This window comes from Halobacteriovorax sp. BALOs_7, assembly GCF_003612895.1.
Lineage (GTDB): Bacteria > Bdellovibrionota > Bacteriovoracia > Bacteriovoracales > Bacteriovoracaceae > Halobacteriovorax_A > Halobacteriovorax_A vibrionivorans.
The window spans coordinates 1,075,269-1,099,132 of record NZ_CP027772.1; the positions used below are offsets into that span (position 1 = coordinate 1,075,269).

Below are 23,864 nucleotides of genomic sequence, written 5' to 3' on the forward strand. Positions count from 1 at the left end.
AAGGTAAAGAATAAAAAAGGCCAGCTAAGCTGGCCTTCTCTTTATTTACATTCAGGTGTATTCGGATAATTTAATTCTTTTTCAAATGCAATAAACTTCTCTCCTGTCATATGAAGTTTTAATTTCATTCCACATTTAGTACCTCTCTCAAAAATTTCCTGGAAGACGTACTTACTTGATAATATCTTCTTTCCAACTTTTGCATAATTACTAACGAAGTCTTTATTATCTTTTTTAAAGCTTGCTTTCATTTTAGTTAGATACTTCTTGATAGAAGATAGTGCAGACCTTGCTTTTCTTGACTCATTATCAATACATTCAGTGCGGCGATCATAATTGTAATGTCTTTGTGTACATGCAGTATTGATATCGCCAACAAGATCATATTTTAGTGTGTTGTAGCTTAAGTCCGTATCCATTAAATATTTTGTAAATGCTTCAGAATACTCAAGACTTAGTTCAAGCTTTGTGTAATTAAGCTTCTCTTTCTTCTTTCCAATTTTAACATTTAGAAAGTCAGTTAGGTTAGTGAAGTCTTTAACTTTCGAAAGTGCTCTTCTTAACTTCTTATAAGTTCCATTGTTGGATTCATATAACCATACAAATGTTCCACTGGTATTATTAATATCTTTTCCTTCTACTGTCGCTTTCGCTGTCGCACCATAAAATGCTTTAAGTGAAGTTCTCTCTAATGGCCCAAAGTTTGAAGATACTCCGCTCTTATATACTCCATAATCACGATGAGTGATAACTCCGTTACTATGAATCTCAGTGTCTGATACTCCAACAAAAAGACTCTTGTTAAAGTTCCAAGAAAGAATTTGCACAAAAGGTGTCTTGAATCCAATATTAAACTCTTTTCCTTTCATTTTAAAATCAGTTGTTTCAACTTTAGTCACTCTTAGATCTGGATATGTTTCTCCCATCTCTTGAGCTTCTAAGAATTTACCTTTAAGAACATCTTCATATACCTTTGCTGTATATTCATCTGATAGATCAAAAATATATGATAACTTTTGACCCTCTTTCTCAACTTTTGAAAGAGAAGCATTCGCATAGTAAATACCTGTTGAAAGTAGTGCAGATTTTAAGTCTGTTCTCGTTATTTCAACATAGACTCTTTTATCCTCTAGTTTTTCAATATAGTAATCATAAGTACCTTTGAAAATACCACCTAACGTAACTGGAATAGAGTTGTAGACAGCAGTGAATGAAAGGAGAACTCCTCCTTCTGCCATATAATTTACACTATCCCCATTGTTCCAAATTTCAAGTTCGCTGGCCTTAAATGGAAGTTTCCCACTAAGTGAATTTGCCTTTGCTTGTGCAAGAGTAGGGTAAGACTTCTTATAGATAACACTTGAATTTTGTAATGCTGTTAGGCCAATAACAAAAGATGAGTTTACTAGCTCTGGATATTCTTCACCTGCGTACGGGAAATTCCAAACACCAGCAGCTCCAAGACCTAAATCATATTTTCTCTTTGTTGTTACAAGGTATCCACCAGCATTATCTGTATACTGAATTTCTGATGGAGCATCAAAGCCTTCACCTGTAGCTTCAATTCTAGAAGTTGAGTAAATATTACCAAATACAATTGGCTTTATCCCTGCAAACTCCATCTTAAGTTCATCTGTCTTCTTTGCTGTATCTTTTGGTGTTTCATCATTATCTGTATTATCTTGTGACTCATCATCTTGGTCTTCTTCTTGGCCATCGTCACCATCGTCACCATTGTCACCATTGTCGCCATTGTCGCCATTGTCGCCATTGTCGCCATTGTCGCCGTTATCGCCGTTATCGCCGTTATCGCCGTTATCGCCGTTATCGCCATTGTCGCCGTTATCGCCATTGTCGCCGTTATCGCCATCATGGCCACCGCCATTTCCATTGTCACCGCTATTGCCATTTCCTTGGTTACCCTCAGAGCCGCCATTTCCATTGTCACCGCTATTGCCATTTCCTTGGTTACCCTCAGAGCCGCCATTACCGTTGCCATTATTTCCGTTACCGTGGTTTCCGTTGTCTCCGCTATTTCCAGAATCTCCGTTATCGCCACCAGCGTTTCCATTGTCACCGCTATTGCCGTTTCCTTGGTTACCCTCAGAACCACCATTACCGTTGCCATTATTTCCGTTACCGTGGTTTCCGTTGTCTCCGCTATTTCCAGAATCTCCGTTATCGCCACCAGCGTTTCCATTGTCACCGCTATTGCCGTTTCCTTGGTTACCCTCAGAGCCGCCATTACCGTTGCCATTATTTCCGTTACCGTGGTTTCCGTTGTCTCCACTATTTCCAGAATTCCCTTGGCCGCCAGAATGACTTCCACCAGCGTTTCCGTTATCTCCGCTATTGCCGTTTCCTTGATTGCCCTCAGAACCGCCATTACCGTTGCCATTATTTCCGTTACCGTGGTTTCCGTTGTCTCCACTATTTCCAGAATTCCCTTGGCCACCAGAATGACTTCCACCAGCGTTTCCGTTATCTCCGCTATTGCCGTTTCCTTGATTGCCCTCAGAACCGCCTACGCCGTTGCCATTATTTCCATTGCCCTTGTTGCCATTATTATTCGAACTTCCAGTATTCTTACTACTTGAAGTATTTTGATTGTTTGGAGATTGACTATTGTCTTTGTTCTTAGCTGCTTGGCCAGCTTGTGAAAATAAAAAAACCAAGATGATGATAAGATGCTTTCTCAACTTTTATTCCTCATAATAATTAGAAGTAAAATTTTTTTAAGAATCTATATATACGAATATTTTAAAAAGTAACTTTAATTTTAACTTTTTTTTAGGGTCCGTATACTTTTGATTCAGGTATACAGCTTATAATTTTAAAGTTGCTCTCAAAGTATGACTAAAGTCATCTTAATGAAAAATTATCTAAAGGAATAAGGTGATTATCTTATCTAAGCGAAAATTCTTTAAGTGCGCTAAGAGGGATTACCGCTAGGGTTTCCTCATGGCAAGATTCAAGAATAACAGGACAAGCTTTCCCTGCCTTATATGCATTTAGCCAGCGGCCAGCACAAAGACACCACTTGTCTCCTGGTTTTAATCCTGAGAATTGAAATTGAGGCATAGGGGTTGAGAGATCATTGCCGTCAGCTTTTGAAAACTCTAAAAACTCTTCTGTTACAACACAACAAACTGTATGCATTCCTCTGTCTTGCATATCTGTTCGACAAAAACCGTCTCGATAAAAACCTGTCATTGGAGTACAGCCACACATTTGTAAAGGAGTACCTAAAACATTTAAGTGGTCATTTCTTTCTTGTGTCATTTAAACTCCTATTATGGTTTAGTAATCATCATAGAAGTTAGTATATGCAAGTCCATCTATTTCATCAATATTCTCGTTAATAATGTCGTCGTTTTTAAAATTACTTTCAACAAAGCTTAGATAATCAGAAACTGTAGTCGTTTTATTAGATGATGGAGCTGTATAGTTAATAAAAGCTATAGTAAAAATACATAAAGAGGCGATAGTGAGAGTAATATTCTTAATACCAAAGAAAATTCTCTTTTTGGTTCTTTTCATTTCAATATGATTATCAAACTTTTGTAAGAAATCCTGTTCCAAGTTTCTTGGAACCTGAATTTGAGTTTTCTCATTTAGAATGTCTTTTAATAAGTCTTTTTTCATATCGACTCCATTCTTCCTTCAAGTACTTCCTTAAGTTTCATTTTTGCTCGGTTTATAAGATTTTTAATGGCCTGTTCCGATTTTTCCATAATCTCTGCCATCTCTTTTGTATTATAGTCATCCATCCATAAGAGGATGGCATCTCTTTGTGAATCTGGAAGAAGCTTTAATGCTTCTTTTATTGTTTCAGAGCTTGCTTCTTGTGCAAGTTTTTGAAGTGTTGAGATATCATCATTTGGTAATGAAATTAATATTTCATCATCTATACTGATCTCTTTTTTCTTCTTTTTATAGTCGTATGCTTTGTTTCTACCTATAGTCCAAAGCCATGTTGAAACTTGGTAATCACTTCGATACATCTTCCTCTTATCATAGAGGGTAAGGAAAGCTTCATGAGTGATTTCTTGGGCAACACTCTCATCGAGGACAATATAATAGATAAAGCGATATAGCTTCTCACTTAAGCGCTCATATAGTTTTCTAAAAGCATGATGATTATTATCTTTGGTAACAAGAAGCATCAGCTCTTTGTCAGAGGCCCTTGTAAGTTTTGAATTTGCACCAAATATTGTCTTCATCATACGCATATATATTATACTGTCATTTGAGTATTAAGTTTCACTAGATAAAAAATGCCATTAATATCAGCAGTTTATGCTTGTGTGAAACTTTTTGATATCGCTTGAGTATAATAGTTAAAGACCAACCTAAGGAGTGAGTCGTGAAGAAATTTAATATTCTTATCTTAACTTTTTTATTAACCTTTTCTGCTCTTGCTGAAAGAGGTGGAGGACGCGGAAAATATCGTGACGAAGAGGGAAGGCGAGGTCATCGAGATCGTCATGAAAAAGTAGAGGACTTTTCAAAAGATATTGCAAAACTTTCTAAAGAAGATATTGCTAAGCTTGAAGGTGAATTTAATAAATTTCAAAAAGAACAAATGAATAAAAGATTGAAGTTAGAAAATCAAATCTTTGATTTAAGAGAAAAGTTTTTGGAACAGAACCGTAGTATGGTTTTAAAGCATATAAAAGAGATGAATGCTATAAAGTCGAAAATTAAATTTGGTAATAAAGATGCAAATAAAAGCATTCGCAAAGAATTGAAAGAGAAAAGCTCTGAGTTTAGGAAAAAAATGAAAGAACTTAGACATAAAACTCAACGAGATGAGATTAAGAAACTAAAGAAAGAATTTAAGGCCCAAATGAAGGCCGAGCGCAAAAAGTTTAGAGAGAAGATTAAATCATATCGAAAATAAGAAAAGGCCTCAAATGAGGCCTTTTTTAATTAAGTAATTGTTCTTTTAAACATTTTATAAAATTTGAGCGATAATTTTCTTTATCAATGACATCTTCTGATACATTTACGAGAGTATTGTAAATATCTCCAGGCAGGCCACATGGAAAAGTTAATTGTAGTGCACGATTCATCTTCTGTGATGGATAGACGTTTAATGCCATCCCATGCATAGAAACAAAGCGCTTAAGTTGGACACCCATTGATGCTAACTTCTTTTCTCCATGCCATAATCCAAGCAATGGCCTATCAAAGTCTAGATTAGAAATTGTTTTGTCATTATTTTCAATGGCCCTAACTGTACTTTTGAATAGGTTATTAATTAACTCAATTGTCTTTAGTTTCTGCCTACCAATATGGACGATTGGATAGACTATCACTTGACCTGGATGATGAAAGGTTAACCCGCCACCTCTTTTTATATTAACTACAGGAACATCAATTTTATTAATAATGGCCTGGTCAAAATCAACAAGTCCATGTTGCTCGATTTGATTACGTTGTAATCCTCGTCCCATCGTAAAGACTTCTGGATGGGAAGTGATAATATAAACCATTTGTTCAGGGTTATTATAAATAAACTCATTAACCTTCTCTTGAAAGGTAAGAGCTTCTTCATAGTCCCAATTATCTTTATGAAAAATATGAGTTTGGCCTTGAGTCTCAAGGTCAAATTCATTGATATTTAATTCTTTAAGCAATTCGTTAAATGTCATGGCCTTTCGCTCTTAGGTGATCAAGATAATCTGCTGCTTTATAGCTTGAACGTACTAACGGTCCTGAGGCTACGAATTCAAATCCCATTTCATAGGCGACTTTCTTATAGTGTTCAAACTCTTGTGGTTTATAGTAGCGCTCAACTTTTAGGTGTCTCATTGTAGGGCGCATGTATTGACCTAGAGTAACGATATCACATCCTACATTTTTTAGATCTTGCATCGTCTCAAGAATTTCTTCATGAGTTTCTCCTAGTCCAAGCATGATAGAAGATTTCGTAGCTATATGAGGATAGTTTTCTTTGTAATATTTTAAGCAATTAAGAGTTTGTTCATATCCCGCACGTCTGTCACGTACATCGTGAGTAAGTCTTTTTACTGTTTCAATATTTTGAGCAATGACAAATGGATTACTCTTTGCAAGAGTGTCCATATGCTGGGACTCACCATTAAAATCAGGGATTAGAACTTCTACTAGAGTATCTGGATAGTCTTTATTAATTCGTTTAACGACATTAGCAAAATGGCCAGCACCAAAGTCTGGAAGATCATCACGGTCAACGCTTGTTACGACAAGGTATTTTAGTGACATAGTCTCAACCATTTTTGCGGCATTTTCTATTTCATTAAAATCAACGACACCTTTAGGATTTCCTGTATCAACATGACAGAACTTACATGCTCTTGTACATGTTCCACCTAGAATCATCATTGTTGCTGTTTTTGCGGACCAACATTCCGACATATTTGGACAACTTGCTTCTTCACATACTGTAAAAAGCTTCTTTTCGCGTAATTCTTTTCTTACTTCTTTAAAGTTATCACCTGTTGGTAGACCAACTCGAAGCCACTCTGGTTTTCTTTCCAGGTTTCTGGCCTCTTTCTCTTTTCCGATATTTAGGCGGGCCTTCTTTTGTTGAATTTTTTGGCGTTGGGCCTCGTATTGATCAGTGTACTCTTGTGTGTTTTGATCTGTTTGATTCGTCATTAAAATACCTCAAAATATGTCTTAGCTTATAGCAGTTTGTAAGCTGTAAGTTAAGACATATGATGAGTTGATATGTAATTTCTATACCTTAGAGTCTATTCTCTTGAACTCTTTAGACTTAATAACGCAGCAGGTAGGACAATTAGGTCTGCAATAAGCGCTAAAGTTAGAATAATTGAACAGTAAACACCAAATTTTTGATTAGGCACAAAGTCTCCTAAGTAGAAGAGACCAAAGGCGATCGTAAGCATTAACGTTGTCAAGGTCAGTGCTTTTCCTGTTTGGTGCATTGTTGATGCTAAAGCGTCGTGCCCGCTCATACCGGCCATCATCTTTAATTTGTAATTTGAGACAAAGTGGATAGTGTCATCCACCGCAATACCGAGACAAACAGCAAAGACGATTACGTTTCCAATATTTAATTCATCACCAACTAAGTACATAATTCCAGCAGCAACACTTAATGGTAAGATATTTGGAATTAATGAAAGTAGTGCAAGTGAGAGATCTTTGAAAACAAAGAGAATAATTAAGAAAATAATTGGAAGTGAAATACTCATTGATGTTAGTAGAGTGTTTACAACAAGGTCATTAACTCGATTGTAGATAGGGGATTGTCCCGCTTCGTAAATATCGATTCCAATTTCCTTTGCCTTTTCCATAATCTTATCAGTTTTTTCAATGGCAGCAGTTGAGTCATTGATATCCCACATAACGAGTACGCGAAACTTCTGATTATCAAGAGATAATTGATTCTTTAGATCAAGTCCCTGAGGAAGTCCTAGAGTGTATAAGAAGAGTTGATCCGCAATGGCCCTTCTTGTATCTGGAATTGCATAATATTCTTCATTGTCTGAGTGGAGCGTCTTGTTCATTTTCTTGATGATATCAAGAATTGAGCTTACTCGAATAATCTTCTCATCCTCTAGCATCCATTGAACTAGCTCTTCAGCTTTCTTCATAAAAACTGGATTCTTTACTCCTTCAGGTTCACCTGAGTCAAAAACTAATTCGATGACACGTGATCCACCAAATTCAGATCTTGTTTTATCAAAGGCCTGTTTTACAGGAGTACCTTTATCAAAGTACTCAATAGGATCAGCATTGATATAATTTTGCATTCCTAGGTAAATGGCGCCAATTGCAATAATTGGTGTCATGATATTTATAGAGACTTTATGATCTTCTGCAAATTGGAAGATTCCATCAAATGCACTGAATTTATTCTCGTCTTCATCTTTCTTTCTTTTAAAAGAAATCTTAGTTAGTAAGGCTCCTAGGAAGAAGTAAGTAAAGAACCATGCAATCATTGTTCCAATACCAGAGAGAATACCAAGATTATAAATTGGTTTAATCTCTGTCGTTGTTAGAGAGAAGAAACCGATTGAAGTTGTTAATGTTGTAAGAAGGGTTGGAATGAAGTTCTTTTTTAAAGATGCAATTGCAGCATCGTGATTATTCATTCCTTCAAATAAAGCAAAGTGACGATAGCCAATGAGGATATGGATAGAGTCTGCAATACCAATTGCTATTAGAATGGCCGGAAGTGCAGCAATAATACTTGATAGCTCGATTCCTAAATGTCCCTCAATACCAAAAGTTGTTAAAATCGCAAGACCAACAAGTGAGAAGGGGAGAACAACGCCAAGAAAGCTTTTAAAAAACCATAGAAGAATTATCGAAAGAACCGTCACAACAATAGGGAAAACAACGGCCATATCTCGATCAGATGCTCTTTGTAGGGATTCGTTAATAAATGAAATCCCACCGAGAAAAAACTGGATATTATTATTTTCTTTTTTGTACTTCTCTAACAATTCTTCGGTATCAACAACAACTTGATCATAAGGAGGAGTCGTTTCAAATGTATCAAGAAACGCCCTTATGTAAGTGAATCGTCCAGACTTTGAAAGAGATGAATTGATAAGTTGATTATCATTAATTGCTCTTTCTTTTTTCTTTGCTAGGTTTTCAGCTGATAGTTCAACCTCTTCATCTAAAAATGGAGTGATAAAAATATCATCTTCTTCTGATTCAATTGAATTATAATTTGTTAAGCTTTCAACTCGAACAATATGCTTAATCTGCCACAGATCTCTTGTGATATCTTGAATCGTCTTAACCGTCTTTTCATCGAAAATACCATCTTCCTTATAAAGCATGATATCGATTGTATCTGAACTCCCAAATGTTCCTTCGTGGGCCTTAAGATCAACAAGGCGTTGGTCATCATCCATTAGCCAACCTTTTACTGAGTAATTGGCTTTAATTTTTACGATTCCACTTCCGGCAATAGCAAGTAATAAGAATGAAAGAAAGAGGCATGTTTTAGTATGATCAACAATATACTTAGCAACGCTTTCTGCGATGGAGTGAGCACGTTTCATTACGATTTAATCCTTTTTAAAATTACTCTATAAATATATAAAGTTCTTCTAAGATAATCTATGGAAATATTATTAAGAAATGGATGAGATAGAATATGTAGACGCTCCAGAAACTTAAGCAGTGAAATGTTTAAGCAATTTACTACTGAATGAGTAAAATCTTCTGGAGCGCGTCTTAATTGGCTATTGGATTCCAACGAAGTCCATGCCAAGTTTGTTAATTGCATTATCTTTTTGAAATGGCATTCTTGTATTGATGTTAAAAATGGCACCTTTAAGGTTACAATTAATGAAGACTGTATTTGTAAGGTCTACATTTGAGAAGTCACAACCTGCTAGGTTACAGCTTTTAAAAGTTACACCATTTAGGTTTGCCCAGCGAAAGCTTGTTGCAGCTAGTTCACATTCATCAAAAGAGCTATCTTCAAGGTTGGTACATTCAAGAGTAACGTCTTTAAGATTGATTCTTTTGAATTTATTTCTTGTTAGGTTTGACCAAGTAAAGTCAACACCTTCATAATTTGAATTATTGTGCTTTGCGTACTTCATATTACACTTTCTCAAGTCACTTTCATTAAGGTCTGAGTGTCTAATATTGATTTTATCTAGCATTGAGTTATCGAATGAACTATTCTCTAGTCTTGAAGCACTGATCAGTCGTATATTCTCCATATTTCGAAGGTTTATACGGTTTTCATTTTGCTTTTTAATAGCAGTAAACATCGTGTTTTGCGTAGTCATAAGTCTTCCTCTTTTAAAACTGTTAAGATAGTAGCGATTTTATTTAGCTATATTAAGTCAATTGTTTGTAAATTCGGAATTTCCGATTTATGTTACTTCTATGAATTGGAATCATCTCTATTGTTTTTATGAAGCTGCAAAGCATAAATCTGTAAAGAAGGCCGCATTAAAAATGGGGCTAGCTCCCTCTACAGTGAGTGAACAGGTGAAGAAGCTTGAACAGCATTACGATGTTCAATTGTTTGAGCGTAAGGTCCGTGAGATTGTTCTAACGCAAAAAGGCGAAGACGTTTATTCCTATGCAAAGAATATCTTTGATAATGGTATGCGCCTTATTGATAGCCTAACTTTTGAAGATGATGGCGGGTATGATGTTTCTTTTTCTATAGAGTCACATTTAGAATCACAGGCCGTCTCGGCTTTCTTGGGAGATTACTTTCAATTATATCGAGACTTTGGCCATACAAAAACAAAGAGATCCAAAAATTTTTCACAGACAATGTACTTCTTAGAAAACGATACTGTTGATATTGCTATTAGTGACAATCCGATAAGTAATGACATGTATAAGAACTTCTTGGTCGCAAATAATCAGCTTCGCTTTTATATAAGTACTTCCATGGCCGCTAAGTTTAGAGATTTGCCTATGGAGCAAGTTGTTAAAAAATTGCCAGTTGGATTCTTATCATCAGATGAGTCTTTAATTCTTAATGCTACGCAATTATTAAAAGAGCAGGGAATTTATTTGAAAGAGAGCTTTTTTAGCGAGCACCTTGAATATCTTGAAACCTTGGCATTGAGAGGTGAGATCATTCTTGCTGCAATAGGTAATGAAACAATCTTTCAGAATCTATATTGCCTTGGCCCAGATAATGAGATTGCAGTTCCAACATATGCCATATTAAAACGCAATAACGAAAATCTTCTTTATGCACGTAAACTAAAGGATCTTCTACATGTTGAAAACGAGGATAATACTGCCAGAGGCCTTATAAATCTTCATTAAATTGTATTTGCCGACTAGTTCAAAAATCGTTAGCATCTAGCGATGAATAAAATCAGACCAATTCACTTTATTATTGCACTCTTATCAGTGTTTAATTTGTCTTCATTTGCCAATAGCGAAGATAATAGTTTTCTTAAAGATGGAAAACTAAAAGACATTATTATTAGAGAGGTTGCAAATTTAAACCTTTCAACTTCTGTTGATATTTTTAATTACGATAAAATTAAAGGTGTCGGACTCGGTTTAAAGTATAATTATGAAATGACTCCTTCCTATCTGAAGGGGAAGTTTGCAAGAGTAGATGAGTGGAGATTTAATCGATCTGTAAACCCTGGCTCTTATATCGATGCCATTACTCCAATAAGCCTTACATTTTCAAAAGATGATCGAGTTACTTTTATTAGACATTTTGAAAGTCAGAAAAAAGCGATACTCGCACTTCCTTATTCATTCCATAAGATTCCATTTGATGCTGAAAGTACATTAGAGCGTTTAAATGTTGGAGACTTTGTTTCTATGCCTGCGAGCATGAATTTAAATATTGGAGCTAGTTACGGTTATGATTATGCCGATATTATTGGTGCTAAAGTAAACGCAAATGTTATCACTAGTGGTAATTATATTATAAATATTTACCGTATGGATGAGTCTAAGGTAAGACTCAAAATAGTTACTCGTACATCTACAGAGGCCAGAGCTGGAGCAAAAGTTGAAAGTGATTTTTTTGTAACTTTAGTAAAAGCAGTTAAAGCTCCTGATTTTGTATCAAAACGCTTTGAGCTTGAAGTCTTTGAGTTCAATTATGGTCGAGGAATCGGTGAACAATATATTTTAGATTACGTGTTTGATTTAAGTAAACCAAAGGCACGCGAAGCTTTCGATCTAATTTTAAAGCCAAAGTTTAAGCTAAACTTTGATAAAATGTTCGGCCAGTATACGGGACGTCAATATATTGAAGAGAAGTTAATCTCAGACTTTAGCTTAGCAAATGAGTTGGCCGCTTTTAATGCTGGGGTGGAATTACTATTTCAAGGCTTTAACGAATATAAGTACGAAAGAAGTGGATTGAAGTTTGGAGTATTTATTTCTGAGATCGACTACAATATGACTTATTATAAGAATAATATTTCAATTCTAAATGGAGAAGACCAAGGAGATTATTTCTTTCCTAATAAAGTCTACCGATATAGCGAAGAATTTAATATTCTAATTCATCGACGAAAAGATAAGATGGAAGAGTCCTTCTTTTCATTTATACCTAAAAATAAAGTCCTAAACTCAGCATTAGACTTTGGGACAAATTATCTTCGAAAAGATCGCTACTTCACTAAAGGAGAGTGGAAAAAAACTTATCGTAAGTTAAGAGCACTCGTTCCTTCTTTTATTTTTAGAAAAATTGACTTTGGAGAAGTACCAGGACTTAAGACGAATATTACCACAGAAGTACGCTATCGCTTGATACTTAGAAAAGAGATCTTTGATTATATTGGCGACATTACCCTTGATGATATTATTCATGAAGTTAATAAGATAAAGAAAGATCGTGGCTATCGTATTATTGGAACGAGAAAAAATGGTAAGTACTTTATAAGTCGAGTTTTCTTCTGGCAAAGGGCCCATACAAGGCATGTGGCCAAGCAAATTTTAAAAGTTCTTAAATCTCATCCAGATAATGTGTATTTAAAATTAGAAAAGGTGATCGATAACATCGACAAGAATAATTTTAGGAAGTACTTTTATCGAGTTGTGCAGAGTTTGGTACCAATTAATGACCTACCAAACTTGATGTACTTTAAACTTGATATTCTTGGAAACAGAAGTGCACCTGTTCATTTTCAGTACGGAGAGCATGAATTCCCAAGTATTTACTATGAAATTCTCGATATCAACCGTGACTTTCACGATTCGAAGCGAGATTTTCAAATAATTATGGAGTAATAATTTGAGCGATTACAAAGACTTTATTGGAGACTTTAAAGAATCACCTGTTGAAATATTTGAAAAATGGTTCCACGATGCACAAGATAAAGAAGAAAATGCTCCAGCATTTATCTTATCAACAGTGGATGAACACGGTGCTCCAAATGCAAGGACTCTCTTGCTAAAAGAAGTTCACAAAGGAAAGCCTCTCTTTTTTACTAATTATAATTCTGTAAAAGCAAAAGAGATAGATGGTAATAATAATGTTGCAATGACTTTTTATTGGCACCGTCTAGGTAAGCAAGTCCGTATACGTGGGAAAATTAGTAAGTGTGAAAGAGATATTTCAAGAAGCTATTTCCAATCACGAGCTAAGGAAAGCCAAGTTGCAAGCCTTACTTCAAAACAATCAGAATCTGTACCTAGTAGGAAAAATTTAGAAACTGAATACCATGAAAACCTATTACGTTATAATAATGAAAGTGTTCCTTATCCAGAGAATTGGGGAGGGTATTATGTTGAAGTTAATGAGATAACTTTTTTCATTTACGGAGAGCACAGACTTAACGATCGTTTTCAATTTGTTAAAAAAGGTAATAAGTGGGATTCTTTAAGACTTTATCCATAGTAATTGCTATTTTCATATCTATTAATGTAAAGGCCTTGGACTTCTATGTTGGAGGTGGAACTACATTTTCTGGAGTCATCTCTGAGAGCGATTATTATAATGGCGCTACTGCAATTATTCCTTCTGCAAATGTTGGAATTCGATATGACACAATTTCTCTTGAAGGATTCTTTAGGCCAGGAACTTTAAAGAATGATCATCAGGGTTATAAGATCGACCTAGAAACCTTACAATTTGGTTTTATGTTTCGTTTCACGCTCGAAGATATAGTTGATCTCAACCTTGGCTATCATTCAACAGCAGTTGAGGGAAGTTCTTCAGTATATAATGGTACAAAGTTATCAGGTCTCTTGGATCAAACGTTCTCTTCAGTGGTTTTTGGAATGGGTTTTAATTTTCCGATAACAGAAGCTCTAAGAGTGAGGACGGATTTCAATTATTATATTGGAAAAGAGATTTACTCTCTTCTCCAATTTGATATTTCTGTTACGTATAATGTAATTAGCTTTTAGATTACTCGTCACTGGCCGGTAGGCGACCATCGTATCTTTGAGTATATTTTGCAATCTCTGGTGTAATAAGACCTTTCTCATCTAGAACTTCAACAAGCTTTTCACTTCTTATTTTATAGGCCTTGTATTCAGATAATAGGACTTCTTTTTCTTGAAGTACTTTTTCATACTTCTCTTTATATGTTGCCGCTGTTCGCGTAGCAAAATCCGCTTGATCTTTTAAATTAGAAAGTTCAACAGCAGTCTTTGCTTGAGCATTAATGTGTTTATTGAAAACAGACTCATCTTTATTTTTAAAGTCCTGAGTTGCCTTAACTGTAAGTGCAATTAAAATAACTAAATTTGCTGCGATAATTCTTTTCATAATTTGCTCCAATACTTATTAAACATATCGACATTCTGAAAAAAATCATTAATATTTTTTAATTCCTTCCGAAAAAATAGGTACTTAGAGAGATAGGGGAATTATTTATGTTTTTAATTGATGTAAACTTATTTGAAGATGAGTTCTATCTATTGCCTGTTGAACAAAAGAGGGGTGATCAGTACAAGATTGAATGTCAGTCGATTGAGTCCGCTAAACACCTTCAGGAAGAGTTAGGAAAGGTAAAGCACCTTCATCCTACTAAGGATAAGACTCGATTTCAGCTTCTTCGAAAAGAGGATAATTTTGGACTAGAAGTAAAAGTTTTAAAATTTGTTGGATAATAAAAGGGCCTCTAAAATAGAGGCCCTTCTTTTTTGATTTGTTTGTCGCTAATTAAGCAAGGTTCTTGTTTACGAAGTCCCAGTTAACTAGTTTCCAGAAAGCGTCGATATATGAAGGACGAGCATTTCTGTAATCAACGTAGTAAGCATGTTCCCATACGTCGATTGTCATAAGAGCAGTGTGACCATCTGTCATTGGAGTTTGAGCATCGTCAGTGTTAACGATTTCAAGCTCTCCAGACTTGTTCTTAACAAGCCAAGTCCAACCTGAACCAAAGTTAGTTGCTGCAGAATTAGAGAATTCTTCTTTGAACTTATCAAATGATCCCCATTTTGCATTAATAGCGTCAGCTACTGCACCAGTTGCTTCTCCACCTGCGTTTGGAGCAAGACAGTTCCAGTAAAATGTATGGTTCCATACTTGAGCAGCATTATTGAATAATCCACCCTTTGACTTCATGATGATCTCTTCAAGAGTCATGTTTTCAAATTCAGTTCCTGGAATCGCTGCGTTAAGCTTTGTTACGTATGCATTGTGATGCTTTCCGTAGTGATACTCGATTGTTTCAGCTGAAATATGAGGTGCTAAAGCATCCTTTGCCCATGGTAGTTCTGGAAGTTTATGTTCCATTGTTTTCTCCTTGATTCATAGATTCTTAATATTCTTTCTTTTTTGAACATGCTTATTCTAATGGCTTTGCCTCTTAAGTGCAAAACGCATTAAGTTAAAGGAAGTATTTTGCACTTTCGTTAAAACTCCTAATTATAACTCAAGAATTACCATCAAATGTCGATACTTAAATTAATGTCGATATTGTCTAATTCTACGATATTTATAATGATTACTTACTTGCTTTGCAGCATGGGCAATACTTTTGCACAAAGTTGGGGAGAAAGAGGCGGAACAATTTACTCTGGTACTAAGAAGTACAGTGGGAATTGGAGACGACTTGCTTCAACTGAAGAAAAGAGTATTGAGCAATTAATTAATATAATTAACACCTCTAAACTTGGTGTGAATTTAATTGATAAGGCCAGGCTAAGAGCTGCTAAGGATCACAAAAGGCTTGAAGAGGTTATTGAAAGTGGTGAAGTCTCTGTTACAGATACGACTCTTGTAAGAAAGTTCAGTCCAAATTCTCCAGAAAGTGTACGCTTTGAAACTCGCTCAAAAGTTTATATCGATAAGTCACATAATACAAAGAACGCTGTTTTAGATTTAATTCACGAACTTACACACTATATTTATAAGAAGCCGTTTAATCCTTATGTTGGAGAGTTTTCTCTATCCTCTTTTCTTGAAGATACTATTCAAGGTATAGGAGGGGAAGTTGATGCATTTATCGTTGAATGTAAGGTGGGACGTGACATTTATGGCCTAAAGTCCATATCTGCACAATGTCTTAATATCTTAGATGGGGAAGAGTTCTCAAGAAGTCTCGCTATAAAGGAATTTTATAAACTAGGTGAACACTATGATAAGTTTAAAAAGTCTGCTGATGAGCACGGAATTAAACAAGAAGTGATTACACATATTTCACCTGAACAGTCGAGCTTGATCTCATCTGCCTGGTCCAGCCCGTATCCGGTGGCCATCGTAGAAGAGTTTCAAGAAATCATGACAAAGGTCTGTCACAATGACCTTAAACGAATGACCTATCTTTCGGAGTCAAAAACTCGTTCAATTGCTAGTGCTAATGAGAAGGTTACAAAGGCACGTGCCAACTTTAATGCTCGATGTCGAGCATATTTAGATTGAATTTTATTTAGTCCATTGATTTGTTTGATATATAGCTGTTTAGGGATTGTCCCTATGCGCTATCAAAAAACATGCGTTTTTTGTGTGCCTTTAATTGACTAGAAACCTAAGCATTGGTAATTTATAAGCTAAGAATTTCATAATTTTACATATCTAAAAAGGATTGCTGACAATGCAAGATAGTGTTGTTTTATTAAAACTCGATGACTTCCTTAACTGGGGAAGAAAGAATTCTCTATGGCCAATGACATTTGGTCTAGCTTGTTGTGCTATTGAAATGATGGCAACTGGTGGTGCTAAGTATGACTTAGAACGCTTTGGTTGTGGTGCTTTCATGGCGACTCCAAGACGTGCGGACTTAATGATTGTTGCAGGGACAGTAACACTTAAGATGGCACCAAGAATTAAGACTCTTTATGAACAAATGGCCGAGCCGAAATACGTTATTTCAATGGGCTCATGTGCCAACAAAGGTGGCCCTTACTGGCAACATGGTTATCACGTCCTTAAGGGTGTTGATGAAATCATTCCAGTAGACGTTTACGTTCCAGGTTGCCCACCTAGACCAGAAGCTCTTATTGAGGGTCTTATGACACTTCAAAAGAAAGTAGCAAATGAGAGACTTCTTAAAGATAAGTGGGTGAAGCATGCTTAATGAATTAGTAAGTTTTATTAATGATAAAGTTAGTGGTGCAAACGCATCTTTAATTGAAAATGAAGCAGGTGATAAGCCAATCTTAGTTGATGCTTCTAAAATCAAAGACGTTTGTTTTGTTCTTAGAGATAGCTCTGAATATCAATTCAATGTTCTTCAAGTTGTTTCAGGCGTTGACTACGATAGTGAAATTGAAGTTAATTATATGCTAGCTTCATTTATTACTAACTCTGATGACGTCATCATTAAAGTTAAGCTTCCAAAAGCTAACAAGGATGATGTTCCTAAGGTTGATTCAGTATGTGACGTTTGGAAGTCTGCAAACTTTCTTGAAAGAGAAGTCTATGACATGAACGGTGTTGAATTTGTTGGACACCCTGACTTAAGAAGAATCCTATGCCCTGAAGACTGGGAAGGCTTTCCACTTCGTAAAGATTATGAAGTTCAAAAAGCTTGGCATGGTCTTGAGATTAATCCTGAACATAAAATCAATAATGCTGATCATGAATTCTTCGCTAAAGCGAGAGTTGATGCTGCTGAACCAAAGAAAGTATCTGGTTCATGGGATGGAAAGATTTCTGCAGATTTAGAGGCCGCTCTAAATAAGAAAATGGATGAAGCAAATAATTAATTTTTAAGGATATTTTTAATGGAAGATACATTAAATAAAACACAAGATGTTAAACAGCAAGAGGCTCTTCATACAGATCTTCTAACTGTTAACATGGGTCCTCAACACCCGGCGACTCACGGGGTTTTACGTGTTGAGATTAAAACAGACTCAGAAATTGTTGTTCAAGCAACTCCATACCTTGGTTACTTACACCGTTGTATGGAAAAGCACAGCGAGAACTTAGACTACCGCGGAATTATTCCTTTCACTGACCGTATGGATTACTTAGGTGCTATGGGAATGGAGTGGGGATACGTTCACGGTGTTGAGAAAATGCTTGGGACAGAAATTCCAGAAAGAGCTGAATACATCAGAATTATCGTAGCAGAGCTACAAAGAATTGCATCACACTTAATGTACTTTGGTACTTATGCAATCGACCTTGGTGCTTTCACTCCTTTCTTATATGCATTCCAAGATAGAGAAGAAATCCTAAGACTCTTTGAAGAGCTTTCTGGTGCCCGTCTTCTTTATAATTATATTTGGGTAGGTGGTGTATGGAACGACATCACTGATGATCAACTTCGTCGTATCGATACTTTCTGTACTAAGATGGAAGAGAATGTGAAAAAGTACCACGATCTTGTTGGTATGAATGCTATCTTCCGTGACAGAACTGCAAATGTTGGTGTTGTAACTCCAGAAATGGCCTACCAATACGGAGCAACAGGTGCTGTTCTTCGTGGTTCAGGTGTTGAGTGGGATCTTCGTAAGAAGAAGCCATACGGTTACTACGAAAAGTTTGATTTTGATGTAGTTACAGGTAAAGGTGAAATGGGAACTGTCGGTGACTGTTGGGATCGTTACTATGTACGTGTTTTCGAAATCTTTGAATCAATTAAGATTCTACGCCAAGCACTTGATGGAATTGAGGAAGGTCCAATTATGGGGAAAGTTCCAAAGATCATCAAGTTACCTAAAGGTGAAATCTATACAAAAACAGAGTGTCCACGTGGAGAGCTTGGTTATCACATCGTTTCAGATGGTGGTAAAACTCCTTACAGAGTTAAAGTTAAGTCTTCATGTTTTACACACACTTCAATGCTTCCTGAGCTTGGAAAGGGTCAGATGATTGCAGACTTCGTTGCTACAATCGGAAGTATTGATATTGTACTAGGAGAGGTTGACCGATGAGTACACAAGCAACTTACCAAGCAGGTGAGCAATTAACATTAGGAAAATGGTTTAAGAATATTTGGACAGCAGTTAGAACTGTAACAAAAGGTCTAGGTATTACTTTTAAATATGTATACGGTGTAAAGCCTGTAACAATTGAGTATCCAGAAGTAAGAGAAGAGCTTCCTAAAAACTCTCGCTCTCGTCTTTTCAACGATGTTGAAAACTGTATTTCTTGTTACCAGTGTGCAACGGCTTGTCCAGTTGACTGTATTTACATTACAGCAACTAGAAGAGAAAAAGATGCACCAACGATTAAAGCGAAAAATGGTACTCCTATTAAGCTTGATCTTATGCAATTCACAATTGATACAGCACTTTGCTGTTACTGTGGTCTTTGTACAACTGTTTGTCCAACAGAGTGTCTAACTCACACGACAGACTATGAATTCTCTCAATATACTCTTGATGAGATGAAGTACGACTACCTAGCGCCAGATATTAGAAAATGGCGTGAACGTATTGTTGGTTAAGCACCCGCAAAATTGACTGGCCAAAGCCAGTCTATTGTTTGCGGTGCTAGCTCCCCAACACTTTAGCTAGAAAATTTTATTCAACAAGCCGGGTTCAAGCCCGGCTTTGTTGTTTCAGGAGCAATGGGAAAGTAATCGCAAAGAAAAAGCGACACTTTCACGAAGTGAAAGTTAGCAACCCAACCCAACCCAACCCAAAAGGTAGAATAGTTATTTTGTTTACACTGCTCATCTTTTAAACACTCTATCTCCCCAATAATACGTGAAATACTTGGCATACAAAGTGCATATATATAAGTCACAAGGGGAAAAATATGAAAACTATTCTTAAGCTTACAATTGCACTTTTTATCACTTTAAATGCATTTTCTTATGATCAAATCTTTGCAACAACAGGTGACCTGAAAATAAGAGGGCCTTATTATGGTGACCAAGAGATCCTTTCAATTAGAGTTTATGGAGATACTGTAAGTGCATATTCTAAAAATAGGAATGGTAGACAATATAATGATGTCCTTTTTAAAATCACAGAAGAGTACCAACCATACAAAGAATTCATGCTTGATATCTTAGAGAAGGGGGACTTTGTTGTTCTTCCAAATAGCTCAGGAAAAATTGAAGATCTAAGACTAATGTATAAAGGTAAGAAGTATAGCTTTCTTGAGGCAGCTTTATATTTAAATAATAAAGACCTTTGTGGGTTAGGAATGGATTGTCCAACAAGTAGTGTTGCTGTTAATGATGGAAGAAGAACAACTACACCAGGAACAAAGGGCCCTTTAAGAAGAACAAGTGCTAGAGATGTTGATTATATGACTCGCGTAAATATCTTTTAATTTGCAAGCTCTTTAGTTAAGTCATCGAGCTTTGCGGCCATAAGATTACGAGTTTTATTCATTAGCTCATCTATATCGTCAACAGTTAACCCTTGTGTTGAGATAGGCTCCAAAGCTTCGATAATAACTTTACCAGGTACTATCTTTCCAAGATCAAATGAATCCTCATATTTAGAAAAAACTACTGGGTAAATTGGCATTTGCCCTTTAATAGCAACAATAAATGGGCCTTTTTTAAAAGGAAGAAGTCCTTTTCCTTTTGATCTCGTACCTTCAGGCATGATCCAAACATTGCAATTATCTTCTTTTATTGTCTGAGCAACCTTTTCCATAACAGACCAGGCTTTTCTCTTATTTGTTCGATTGATAAGGATATTTCCTGCAAGCCAGTACATTTGACCAAATACTGGTATCCAAACAAGGGACTGCTTTCCAAGTGAAACAGTTCGTCTTGGAAGGGCCGGGCCTACAAAGAATATATCTAGGTTTGATTGATGATTTGAGATAAAAACAGCATTGCGAGTACTCTTGTAACCTGCTGGTAGGCGTGTTTCGATTTTGATATTGAGAAATATTCTCGTCAGCCATGAATAGTAACGGGCAATAAAGAATGTATTTCCACGATTTGCAGGACGTAGCATACATATAGGAATCCACACAAGGGTTCCAAGAACGAGAAATATACCAACTAAGAGTAATCTTAAATAAGCTAAAACCATAAGTTTCTTATAGCATAATATTTTAGCGGTGCTTACGTTAAATTTATTCTATTTTAACGCAATCTTTTAAAAATGTTAAAATAGCGTAATAAGAAGAACTGAAGCTATCGCCATAAGAACACCAAGTCCTTTTGGGACAGTCATTGGTATATTCTCTATGAATAAATCCCACATAACACTCGTCACCATTTGGGCGGCAATAAGTCCAACTGTCGTCTTAACAGCTCCAACTTGATAAATACCAATTGGAAGACCGACTACGAAGAGAAATCCAAAGATACCAGGAATGACATACCACCATTTAAATTGAAATTCTTTTAGACGAACAAAATCAGGAAAGAATTCTGGGTTGGCCTTTGCAAAGAAATAGAATCCTATACAAACTACTAAAGTCACAAAATTTCCAAGAAGTGCCATCCAAGTAAGGCCAATGTCTTGGGTCATTACACGATTTAGTGCTCCTTGAAGGATACCAATAAAACCAATTAATACAGGAACTAGTACATATATATTTGTTGTCATTTATTTTCCTATTTCTTTAAAAGCGTTAAACCTTTTAGATAATCACCTTCAATAAAGCCTTTTAGAGAAGGGCAGTCTCCTGTCAGTCTTAAAGCTCCTGTGATACTTATCTTTCTTTTTCCAATATACTCTTTTACTTTTGTTTCAAACTTCTTTCTTGTAATTGAGTGAGTATTTAAAAAGATATGTGCTTTTCCACCTTTATTTAAAATCATATCGAATAAAGGGATCATATCCTTATATGCATCAATTGCCTTTGATACTTTCTTTCCATCACTTGAAGCACTAGGAGGGTCACAGATAATAAGATCAAATTTTCGACCTTCTTCTTTAAACTTTTCTAATGCCTTGATTGTAGGCATACAAAGAGAAGTATTTCCTTCCATCTTATTTAATTCTAAGTTCTCCTCAAGCCAGTCCAGGTATTTTTGTGAAAGATCAACACTTGTAACATCCTTTGCTCCTTGCTTTAGAGCAAAGAGAGTGTATGCACCTGTATAGCTATATAAGTTTAGAACTGACTTATCTTCAAAGTCATCTTTTACTCTATTTCTTATCGCTGCCATATCAGTGTAGAGACCAATATCGTAAAATTGATTGAGGCGGATTATATAATCGACTCCAAACTCATTTACAGTGAACTCATCTTCTTGAATCGATTTATTACTTGCACAGTAAAATTCTTTTTTACGTTTCAAGTTTCTCTTTTGTACCCAAACTTTATCATTCGGATAAAAGTCTTTGATAATCTTTAGAATATCTTTTTCAAAGTGATTCCAAAAGTTAGAGTAGAATTGAACAAGAATACGATCTTTAAGTCTGATTATGAAAAGACCTGGCAAGAAGTCAGTTTCACCAAACGCCAGATAGTAGTTCTCACGGTCTGTTATTCCTCGGCGGGCCTCAAAGCTATCTTGCATTCTTTGTCTTAATTCAAAGTAGAAATCTTTTGGGCCAAGGTGTGAGCCTTCTCCAATTCTCCATAAGCGAGCAAGCACACTATCGTGAGTAGGGTCATTTAATAAAATGGCAAATTTACCTTCTTCTAGTTTTGCCGTTACAAATGGAGATCCCTGAGGAAACTTCAATGAGAAGCGATCCTTTGTAATCCAAGGATGGCCTTTATAAAGATATTTGATACTTGCAGGGTGTAGCTCGACTCGTGGTGTACGGATGCGTGAGCGCCCTGTTGATTTCCCCTTGGATTTTCCAGAGGATGCTGACGTCTTTTTATTCATGACTATTTGTTCTCTTGTAACTTTATACGATACTGAAGGTTGTTCTCTAATAAGAGAAGTAATTTATTTGTGATATCAAATGGGTTCGAAAGATCAATTATTCCAAATTCTTGTAGACGAAATTTTGTCTCAAGATCTAGGTCTCGGTAAGGGTCAAAGTCTTGGCAGAACTTCTGAAGCTCTTCAAGTGTCTCATCATTTATATAGAAGTCTGGATGAGAAACTTTCTCGCTTTCAGCTTGAAGTTGTCTGTTTTCATTTCGAATGTGAAATAACTCTTCTTTATTATCCATTAGTAATTGTTATTTCAGATACATAGCGTTACGTCAAGATATTGGAGGTTCACTTTGGCAATAATATCATTCCTTTCTATCTCAATCTTGGTCTTCTTACTTCCTGCAGAGAAGCTCATTCGTAAAACCAGTAACTTATCATATCGTTATCGTAGTCAATATCGGAGAGGAAAGGATCTGCTAATTGACTTGTCGCAACTAAATTTAATGGGGGATTTGACGCACCTCTCTCATTATAAGTTCTTTGATGAGTTAATTTGTGAAATTTCACAAGTTGCTAAGGAGTTTGGAGCTGCAACAAGTAAAACACTTTCAAAGCTTAGGCACTCATTGTCTACAGACTTACAGATCGAGAAGAAGAGCTCTAGTGTAATGAATGAAAGCTATTTCCAATTTATTCTTGCTGCTTGCTTAACCTTGTTCCTAAATATTTTCTCGACGAAGATTCTCGATTTTGAAATCGATACACTATTTATTAGTTGTGCCCTTGCTTACAATCTAATAGGGATTATAACTTTTCATTATTTAATTAAGAAATTAGCACAGAAGCAAATTGTCCCAATTGGCCATGTGCTTCACAGTTTTTTAATTTTCAAGCTTATGTATGATGTTGGAACACCTCTTAATCAGTTAATAAGTCGTTCAAGAATCAATTCCTTAGCAGATATACAGTTGTCCTATGCAAAGGAATTATTTCGTCGTCTAGCGGCCCTCGTTGAGATGAAACAGGCACAAGGACTAGATATTGGGGATGACCTTGAGTCAATTGAAATAGGACTATGGGATGAATACAAGTCACAAAACGAACAACTACTATCAAGAATTAAAATATGTAAGTTTATCTGGCTGGTTGTCTTCTTTTTCATTCCTTATGTGGGAAACTTCTTTCGTTTGATAAGTCATTTAAATCTTTAGATTGGAACGCGCTGAGTGATTGATATTCCATACTTTTGTAGGTACTTTATTTGTGTAA

At 35.9% G+C, this 23,864-nt stretch carries 27 protein-coding genes; 13 read left to right on the top strand and 14 right to left on the bottom strand.

Going from position 1 to position 23,864, the window contains the following annotated elements; translation table 11 throughout:
* Positions 1-41 precede the first annotated feature (41 nt).
* The 4 genes from BALOs_RS05295 to BALOs_RS05310 form a co-directional block, all read right to left on the bottom strand.
* Positions 42-2,699 carry a hypothetical protein gene (locus BALOs_RS05295; RefSeq protein WP_120404514.1) on the bottom strand — a complete coding sequence of 886 codons (2,658 nt, stop codon included), beginning with the start codon at positions 2,697-2,699 and terminating at the stop codon, positions 42-44.
* 205 nt (positions 2,700-2,904) lie between these two features.
* The gene (locus BALOs_RS05300; RefSeq protein WP_114706467.1) at positions 2,905-3,282 is read right to left on the bottom strand and encodes a DUF2237 family protein; all 378 of its coding nucleotides are present in this window, start codon (positions 3,280-3,282) and stop codon (positions 2,905-2,907) included.
* Positions 3,283-3,300: 18 nt separating this feature from the next.
* Positions 3,301-3,645 (bottom strand): hypothetical protein, encoded by a 345-nt coding sequence (locus tag BALOs_RS05305; protein WP_114706466.1) that lies wholly within the window; start codon positions 3,643-3,645, stop codon positions 3,301-3,303.
* Positions 3,642-4,226, bottom strand: a complete 585-nt coding sequence (locus tag BALOs_RS05310) for an RNA polymerase sigma factor (protein ID WP_162929559.1) — start codon at positions 4,224-4,226, stop codon at positions 3,642-3,644. The genes BALOs_RS05305 and BALOs_RS05310 overlap by 4 nt, the downstream gene beginning before the upstream one ends.
* Positions 4,227-4,366: 140 nt before the next feature.
* Between BALOs_RS05310 and BALOs_RS05315 the strand changes: the two genes are divergently transcribed.
* Positions 4,367-4,903, top strand: a complete 537-nt coding sequence (locus BALOs_RS05315; protein WP_120404516.1) for a hypothetical protein — start codon at positions 4,367-4,369, stop codon at positions 4,901-4,903.
* A 25-nt stretch (positions 4,904-4,928) separates the two neighbouring features.
* Here the strand turns inward: BALOs_RS05315 and lipB are convergent, their stop codons facing one another.
* From lipB to BALOs_RS05335, 4 genes are all read right to left on the bottom strand, one after another.
* Positions 4,929-5,657, bottom strand: a complete 729-nt coding sequence (gene lipB, locus BALOs_RS05320) for a lipoyl(octanoyl) transferase LipB (RefSeq protein ID WP_114706463.1) — start codon at positions 5,655-5,657, stop codon at positions 4,929-4,931.
* The gene (lipA, locus tag BALOs_RS05325; protein ID WP_114706462.1) at positions 5,647-6,645 is read right to left on the bottom strand and encodes a lipoyl synthase; all 999 of its coding nucleotides are present in this window, start codon (positions 6,643-6,645) and stop codon (positions 5,647-5,649) included. Before lipA ends, lipB begins: the two co-directional genes overlap by 11 nt.
* A 95-nt stretch (positions 6,646-6,740) precedes the next feature.
* Entirely contained in the window at positions 6,741-9,032 is a 2,292-nt protein-coding gene (locus tag BALOs_RS05330; RefSeq protein WP_120404517.1) for an RND family transporter, read from the bottom strand.
* Between the two features lie 183 nt (positions 9,033-9,215).
* A complete protein-coding gene (locus BALOs_RS05335; RefSeq protein WP_114706460.1) occupies positions 9,216-9,773 on the bottom strand; it encodes a pentapeptide repeat-containing protein in 558 nt (185 codons plus the stop codon).
* Between the two features lie 100 nt (positions 9,774-9,873).
* Between BALOs_RS05335 and BALOs_RS05340 the strand changes: the two genes are divergently transcribed.
* The 4 genes from BALOs_RS05340 to BALOs_RS05355 are packed head-to-tail and all read left to right on the top strand — an operon-like array spanning position 9,874 to position 13,839.
* Entirely contained in the window at positions 9,874-10,779 is a 906-nt protein-coding gene (locus BALOs_RS05340) for a LysR family transcriptional regulator (RefSeq protein WP_120404518.1), read from the top strand.
* 42 nt (positions 10,780-10,821) lie between these two features.
* Positions 10,822-12,717: a hypothetical protein gene (locus tag BALOs_RS05345; RefSeq protein ID WP_120404519.1), complete on the top strand. Its 1,896-nt coding sequence runs from the start codon at positions 10,822-10,824 to the stop codon at positions 12,715-12,717.
* Positions 12,718-12,721: 4 nt separating this feature from the next.
* On the top strand, positions 12,722-13,327 hold the full coding sequence (gene pdxH, locus BALOs_RS05350) for a pyridoxamine 5'-phosphate oxidase (RefSeq protein WP_120404520.1): 606 nt from the start codon (positions 12,722-12,724) through the stop codon (positions 13,325-13,327).
* A complete protein-coding gene (locus BALOs_RS05355; protein WP_114706456.1) occupies positions 13,300-13,839 on the top strand; it encodes a hypothetical protein in 540 nt (179 codons plus the stop codon). Before pdxH ends, BALOs_RS05355 begins: the two co-directional genes overlap by 28 nt.
* Position 13,840: 1 nt before the next feature.
* Here BALOs_RS05355 and BALOs_RS05360 read toward each other — a convergent pair whose 3' ends face one another.
* Positions 13,841-14,203, bottom strand: a complete 363-nt coding sequence (locus BALOs_RS05360; RefSeq protein ID WP_114706455.1) for a hypothetical protein — start codon at positions 14,201-14,203, stop codon at positions 13,841-13,843.
* A 107-nt stretch (positions 14,204-14,310) separates the two neighbouring features.
* Between BALOs_RS05360 and BALOs_RS05365 the strand changes: the two genes are divergently transcribed.
* On the top strand, positions 14,311-14,547 hold the full coding sequence (locus BALOs_RS05365; RefSeq protein WP_120404521.1) for a hypothetical protein: 237 nt from the start codon (positions 14,311-14,313) through the stop codon (positions 14,545-14,547).
* Positions 14,548-14,599: 52 nt separating this feature from the next.
* Here the strand turns inward: BALOs_RS05365 and BALOs_RS05370 are convergent, their stop codons facing one another.
* Positions 14,600-15,178 (bottom strand): superoxide dismutase, encoded by a 579-nt coding sequence (locus BALOs_RS05370; RefSeq protein WP_120404522.1) that lies wholly within the window; start codon positions 15,176-15,178, stop codon positions 14,600-14,602.
* A 207-nt stretch (positions 15,179-15,385) separates the two neighbouring features.
* Here BALOs_RS05370 and BALOs_RS05375 point away from each other — a divergent pair, with 207 nt between their 5' ends.
* The 6 genes from BALOs_RS05375 to BALOs_RS05400 all read left to right on the top strand — a co-directional run bounded on the left by BALOs_RS05375 (position 15,386) and on the right by BALOs_RS05400 (position 20,119).
* Positions 15,386-16,306, top strand: a complete 921-nt coding sequence (locus BALOs_RS05375) for a hypothetical protein (protein WP_162929560.1) — start codon at positions 15,386-15,388, stop codon at positions 16,304-16,306.
* A gap of 172 nt (positions 16,307-16,478) precedes the next feature.
* On the top strand, positions 16,479-16,961 hold the full coding sequence (locus tag BALOs_RS05380) for an NADH-quinone oxidoreductase subunit B (RefSeq protein WP_114706451.1): 483 nt from the start codon (positions 16,479-16,481) through the stop codon (positions 16,959-16,961).
* On the top strand, positions 16,954-17,592 hold the full coding sequence (locus tag BALOs_RS05385) for an NADH-quinone oxidoreductase subunit C (protein WP_114706450.1): 639 nt from the start codon (positions 16,954-16,956) through the stop codon (positions 17,590-17,592). The genes BALOs_RS05380 and BALOs_RS05385 overlap by 8 nt, the downstream gene beginning before the upstream one ends.
* A gap of 18 nt (positions 17,593-17,610) precedes the next feature.
* Positions 17,611-18,768: an NADH-quinone oxidoreductase subunit D gene (locus BALOs_RS05390; protein ID WP_120404524.1), complete on the top strand. Its 1,158-nt coding sequence runs from the start codon at positions 17,611-17,613 to the stop codon at positions 18,766-18,768.
* The gene (locus BALOs_RS05395; protein ID WP_114706448.1) at positions 18,765-19,283 is read left to right on the top strand and encodes a 4Fe-4S binding protein; all 519 of its coding nucleotides are present in this window, start codon (positions 18,765-18,767) and stop codon (positions 19,281-19,283) included. Before BALOs_RS05390 ends, BALOs_RS05395 begins: the two co-directional genes overlap by 4 nt.
* 314 nt (positions 19,284-19,597) lie before the next feature.
* Complete coding sequence (locus BALOs_RS05400) at positions 19,598-20,119, top strand: hypothetical protein (protein ID WP_120404525.1); 522 nt, start codon at positions 19,598-19,600, stop codon at positions 20,117-20,119.
* On the opposite strand, the gene BALOs_RS05405 is transcribed toward BALOs_RS05400, so the two are convergent.
* The 4 genes from BALOs_RS05405 to BALOs_RS05420 form a co-directional block, all read right to left on the bottom strand.
* Complete coding sequence (locus BALOs_RS05405) at positions 20,116-20,838, bottom strand: 1-acyl-sn-glycerol-3-phosphate acyltransferase (RefSeq protein WP_120404526.1); 723 nt, start codon at positions 20,836-20,838, stop codon at positions 20,116-20,118. The genes BALOs_RS05400 and BALOs_RS05405 overlap by 4 nt on opposite strands.
* A 75-nt stretch (positions 20,839-20,913) precedes the next feature.
* Positions 20,914-21,360: a DMT family transporter gene (locus BALOs_RS05410; RefSeq protein WP_120404527.1), complete on the bottom strand. Its 447-nt coding sequence runs from the start codon at positions 21,358-21,360 to the stop codon at positions 20,914-20,916.
* A gap of 8 nt (positions 21,361-21,368) precedes the next feature.
* Entirely contained in the window at positions 21,369-22,598 is a 1,230-nt protein-coding gene (locus BALOs_RS05415) for a class I SAM-dependent rRNA methyltransferase (RefSeq protein WP_120404528.1), read from the bottom strand.
* A 2-nt stretch (positions 22,599-22,600) separates the two neighbouring features.
* Positions 22,601-22,891, bottom strand: a complete 291-nt coding sequence (locus BALOs_RS05420) for a hypothetical protein (protein WP_120404529.1) — start codon at positions 22,889-22,891, stop codon at positions 22,601-22,603.
* Positions 22,892-22,945: 54 nt separating this feature from the next.
* Here BALOs_RS05420 and BALOs_RS05425 point away from each other — a divergent pair, with 54 nt between their 5' ends.
* Positions 22,946-23,806 (top strand): hypothetical protein, encoded by an 861-nt coding sequence (locus BALOs_RS05425; protein WP_162929561.1) that lies wholly within the window; start codon positions 22,946-22,948, stop codon positions 23,804-23,806.
* Positions 23,807-23,864 lie beyond the last annotated feature (58 nt).

Coding starts and splice junctions, on each gene's coding strand:
- BALOs_RS05300 (WP_114706467.1), bottom strand. CDS start 3,282: ATGACACAAGAAAGAAATGACCACTTAAATGTTTTAGGTACTCCTTTA.
- BALOs_RS05305 (WP_114706466.1), bottom strand. CDS start 3,645: ATGAAAAAAGACTTATTAAAAGACATTCTAAATGAGAAAACTCAAATT.
- BALOs_RS05310 (WP_162929559.1), bottom strand. CDS start 4,226: ATGATGAAGACAATATTTGGTGCAAATTCAAAACTTACAAGGGCCTCT.
- lipB (WP_114706463.1), bottom strand. CDS start 5,657: ATGACATTTAACGAATTGCTTAAAGAATTAAATATCAATGAATTTGAC.
- lipA (WP_114706462.1), bottom strand. CDS start 6,645: ATGACGAATCAAACAGATCAAAACACACAAGAGTACACTGATCAATAC.
- BALOs_RS05330 (WP_120404517.1), bottom strand. CDS start 9,032: ATGAAACGTGCTCACTCCATCGCAGAAAGCGTTGCTAAGTATATTGTT.
- BALOs_RS05335 (WP_114706460.1), bottom strand. CDS start 9,773: ATGACTACGCAAAACACGATGTTTACTGCTATTAAAAAGCAAAATGAA.
- BALOs_RS05340 (WP_120404518.1), top strand. CDS start 9,874: ATGAATTGGAATCATCTCTATTGTTTTTATGAAGCTGCAAAGCATAAA.
- BALOs_RS05345 (WP_120404519.1), top strand. CDS start 10,822: ATGAATAAAATCAGACCAATTCACTTTATTATTGCACTCTTATCAGTG.
- BALOs_RS05360 (WP_114706455.1), bottom strand. CDS start 14,203: ATGAAAAGAATTATCGCAGCAAATTTAGTTATTTTAATTGCACTTACA.
- BALOs_RS05365 (WP_120404521.1), top strand. CDS start 14,311: ATGTTTTTAATTGATGTAAACTTATTTGAAGATGAGTTCTATCTATTG.
- BALOs_RS05370 (WP_120404522.1), bottom strand. CDS start 15,178: ATGGAACATAAACTTCCAGAACTACCATGGGCAAAGGATGCTTTAGCA.
- BALOs_RS05375 (WP_162929560.1), top strand. CDS start 15,386: ATGATTACTTACTTGCTTTGCAGCATGGGCAATACTTTTGCACAAAGT.
- BALOs_RS05380 (WP_114706451.1), top strand. CDS start 16,479: ATGCAAGATAGTGTTGTTTTATTAAAACTCGATGACTTCCTTAACTGG.
- BALOs_RS05385 (WP_114706450.1), top strand. CDS start 16,954: ATGCTTAATGAATTAGTAAGTTTTATTAATGATAAAGTTAGTGGTGCA.
- BALOs_RS05390 (WP_120404524.1), top strand. CDS start 17,611: ATGGAAGATACATTAAATAAAACACAAGATGTTAAACAGCAAGAGGCT.
- BALOs_RS05395 (WP_114706448.1), top strand. CDS start 18,765: ATGAGTACACAAGCAACTTACCAAGCAGGTGAGCAATTAACATTAGGA.
- BALOs_RS05400 (WP_120404525.1), top strand. CDS start 19,598: ATGAAAACTATTCTTAAGCTTACAATTGCACTTTTTATCACTTTAAAT.
- BALOs_RS05405 (WP_120404526.1), bottom strand. CDS start 20,838: ATGGTTTTAGCTTATTTAAGATTACTCTTAGTTGGTATATTTCTCGTT.
- BALOs_RS05410 (WP_120404527.1), bottom strand. CDS start 21,360: ATGACAACAAATATATATGTACTAGTTCCTGTATTAATTGGTTTTATT.
- BALOs_RS05415 (WP_120404528.1), bottom strand. CDS start 22,598: ATGAATAAAAAGACGTCAGCATCCTCTGGAAAATCCAAGGGGAAATCA.
- BALOs_RS05420 (WP_120404529.1), bottom strand. CDS start 22,891: ATGGATAATAAAGAAGAGTTATTTCACATTCGAAATGAAAACAGACAA.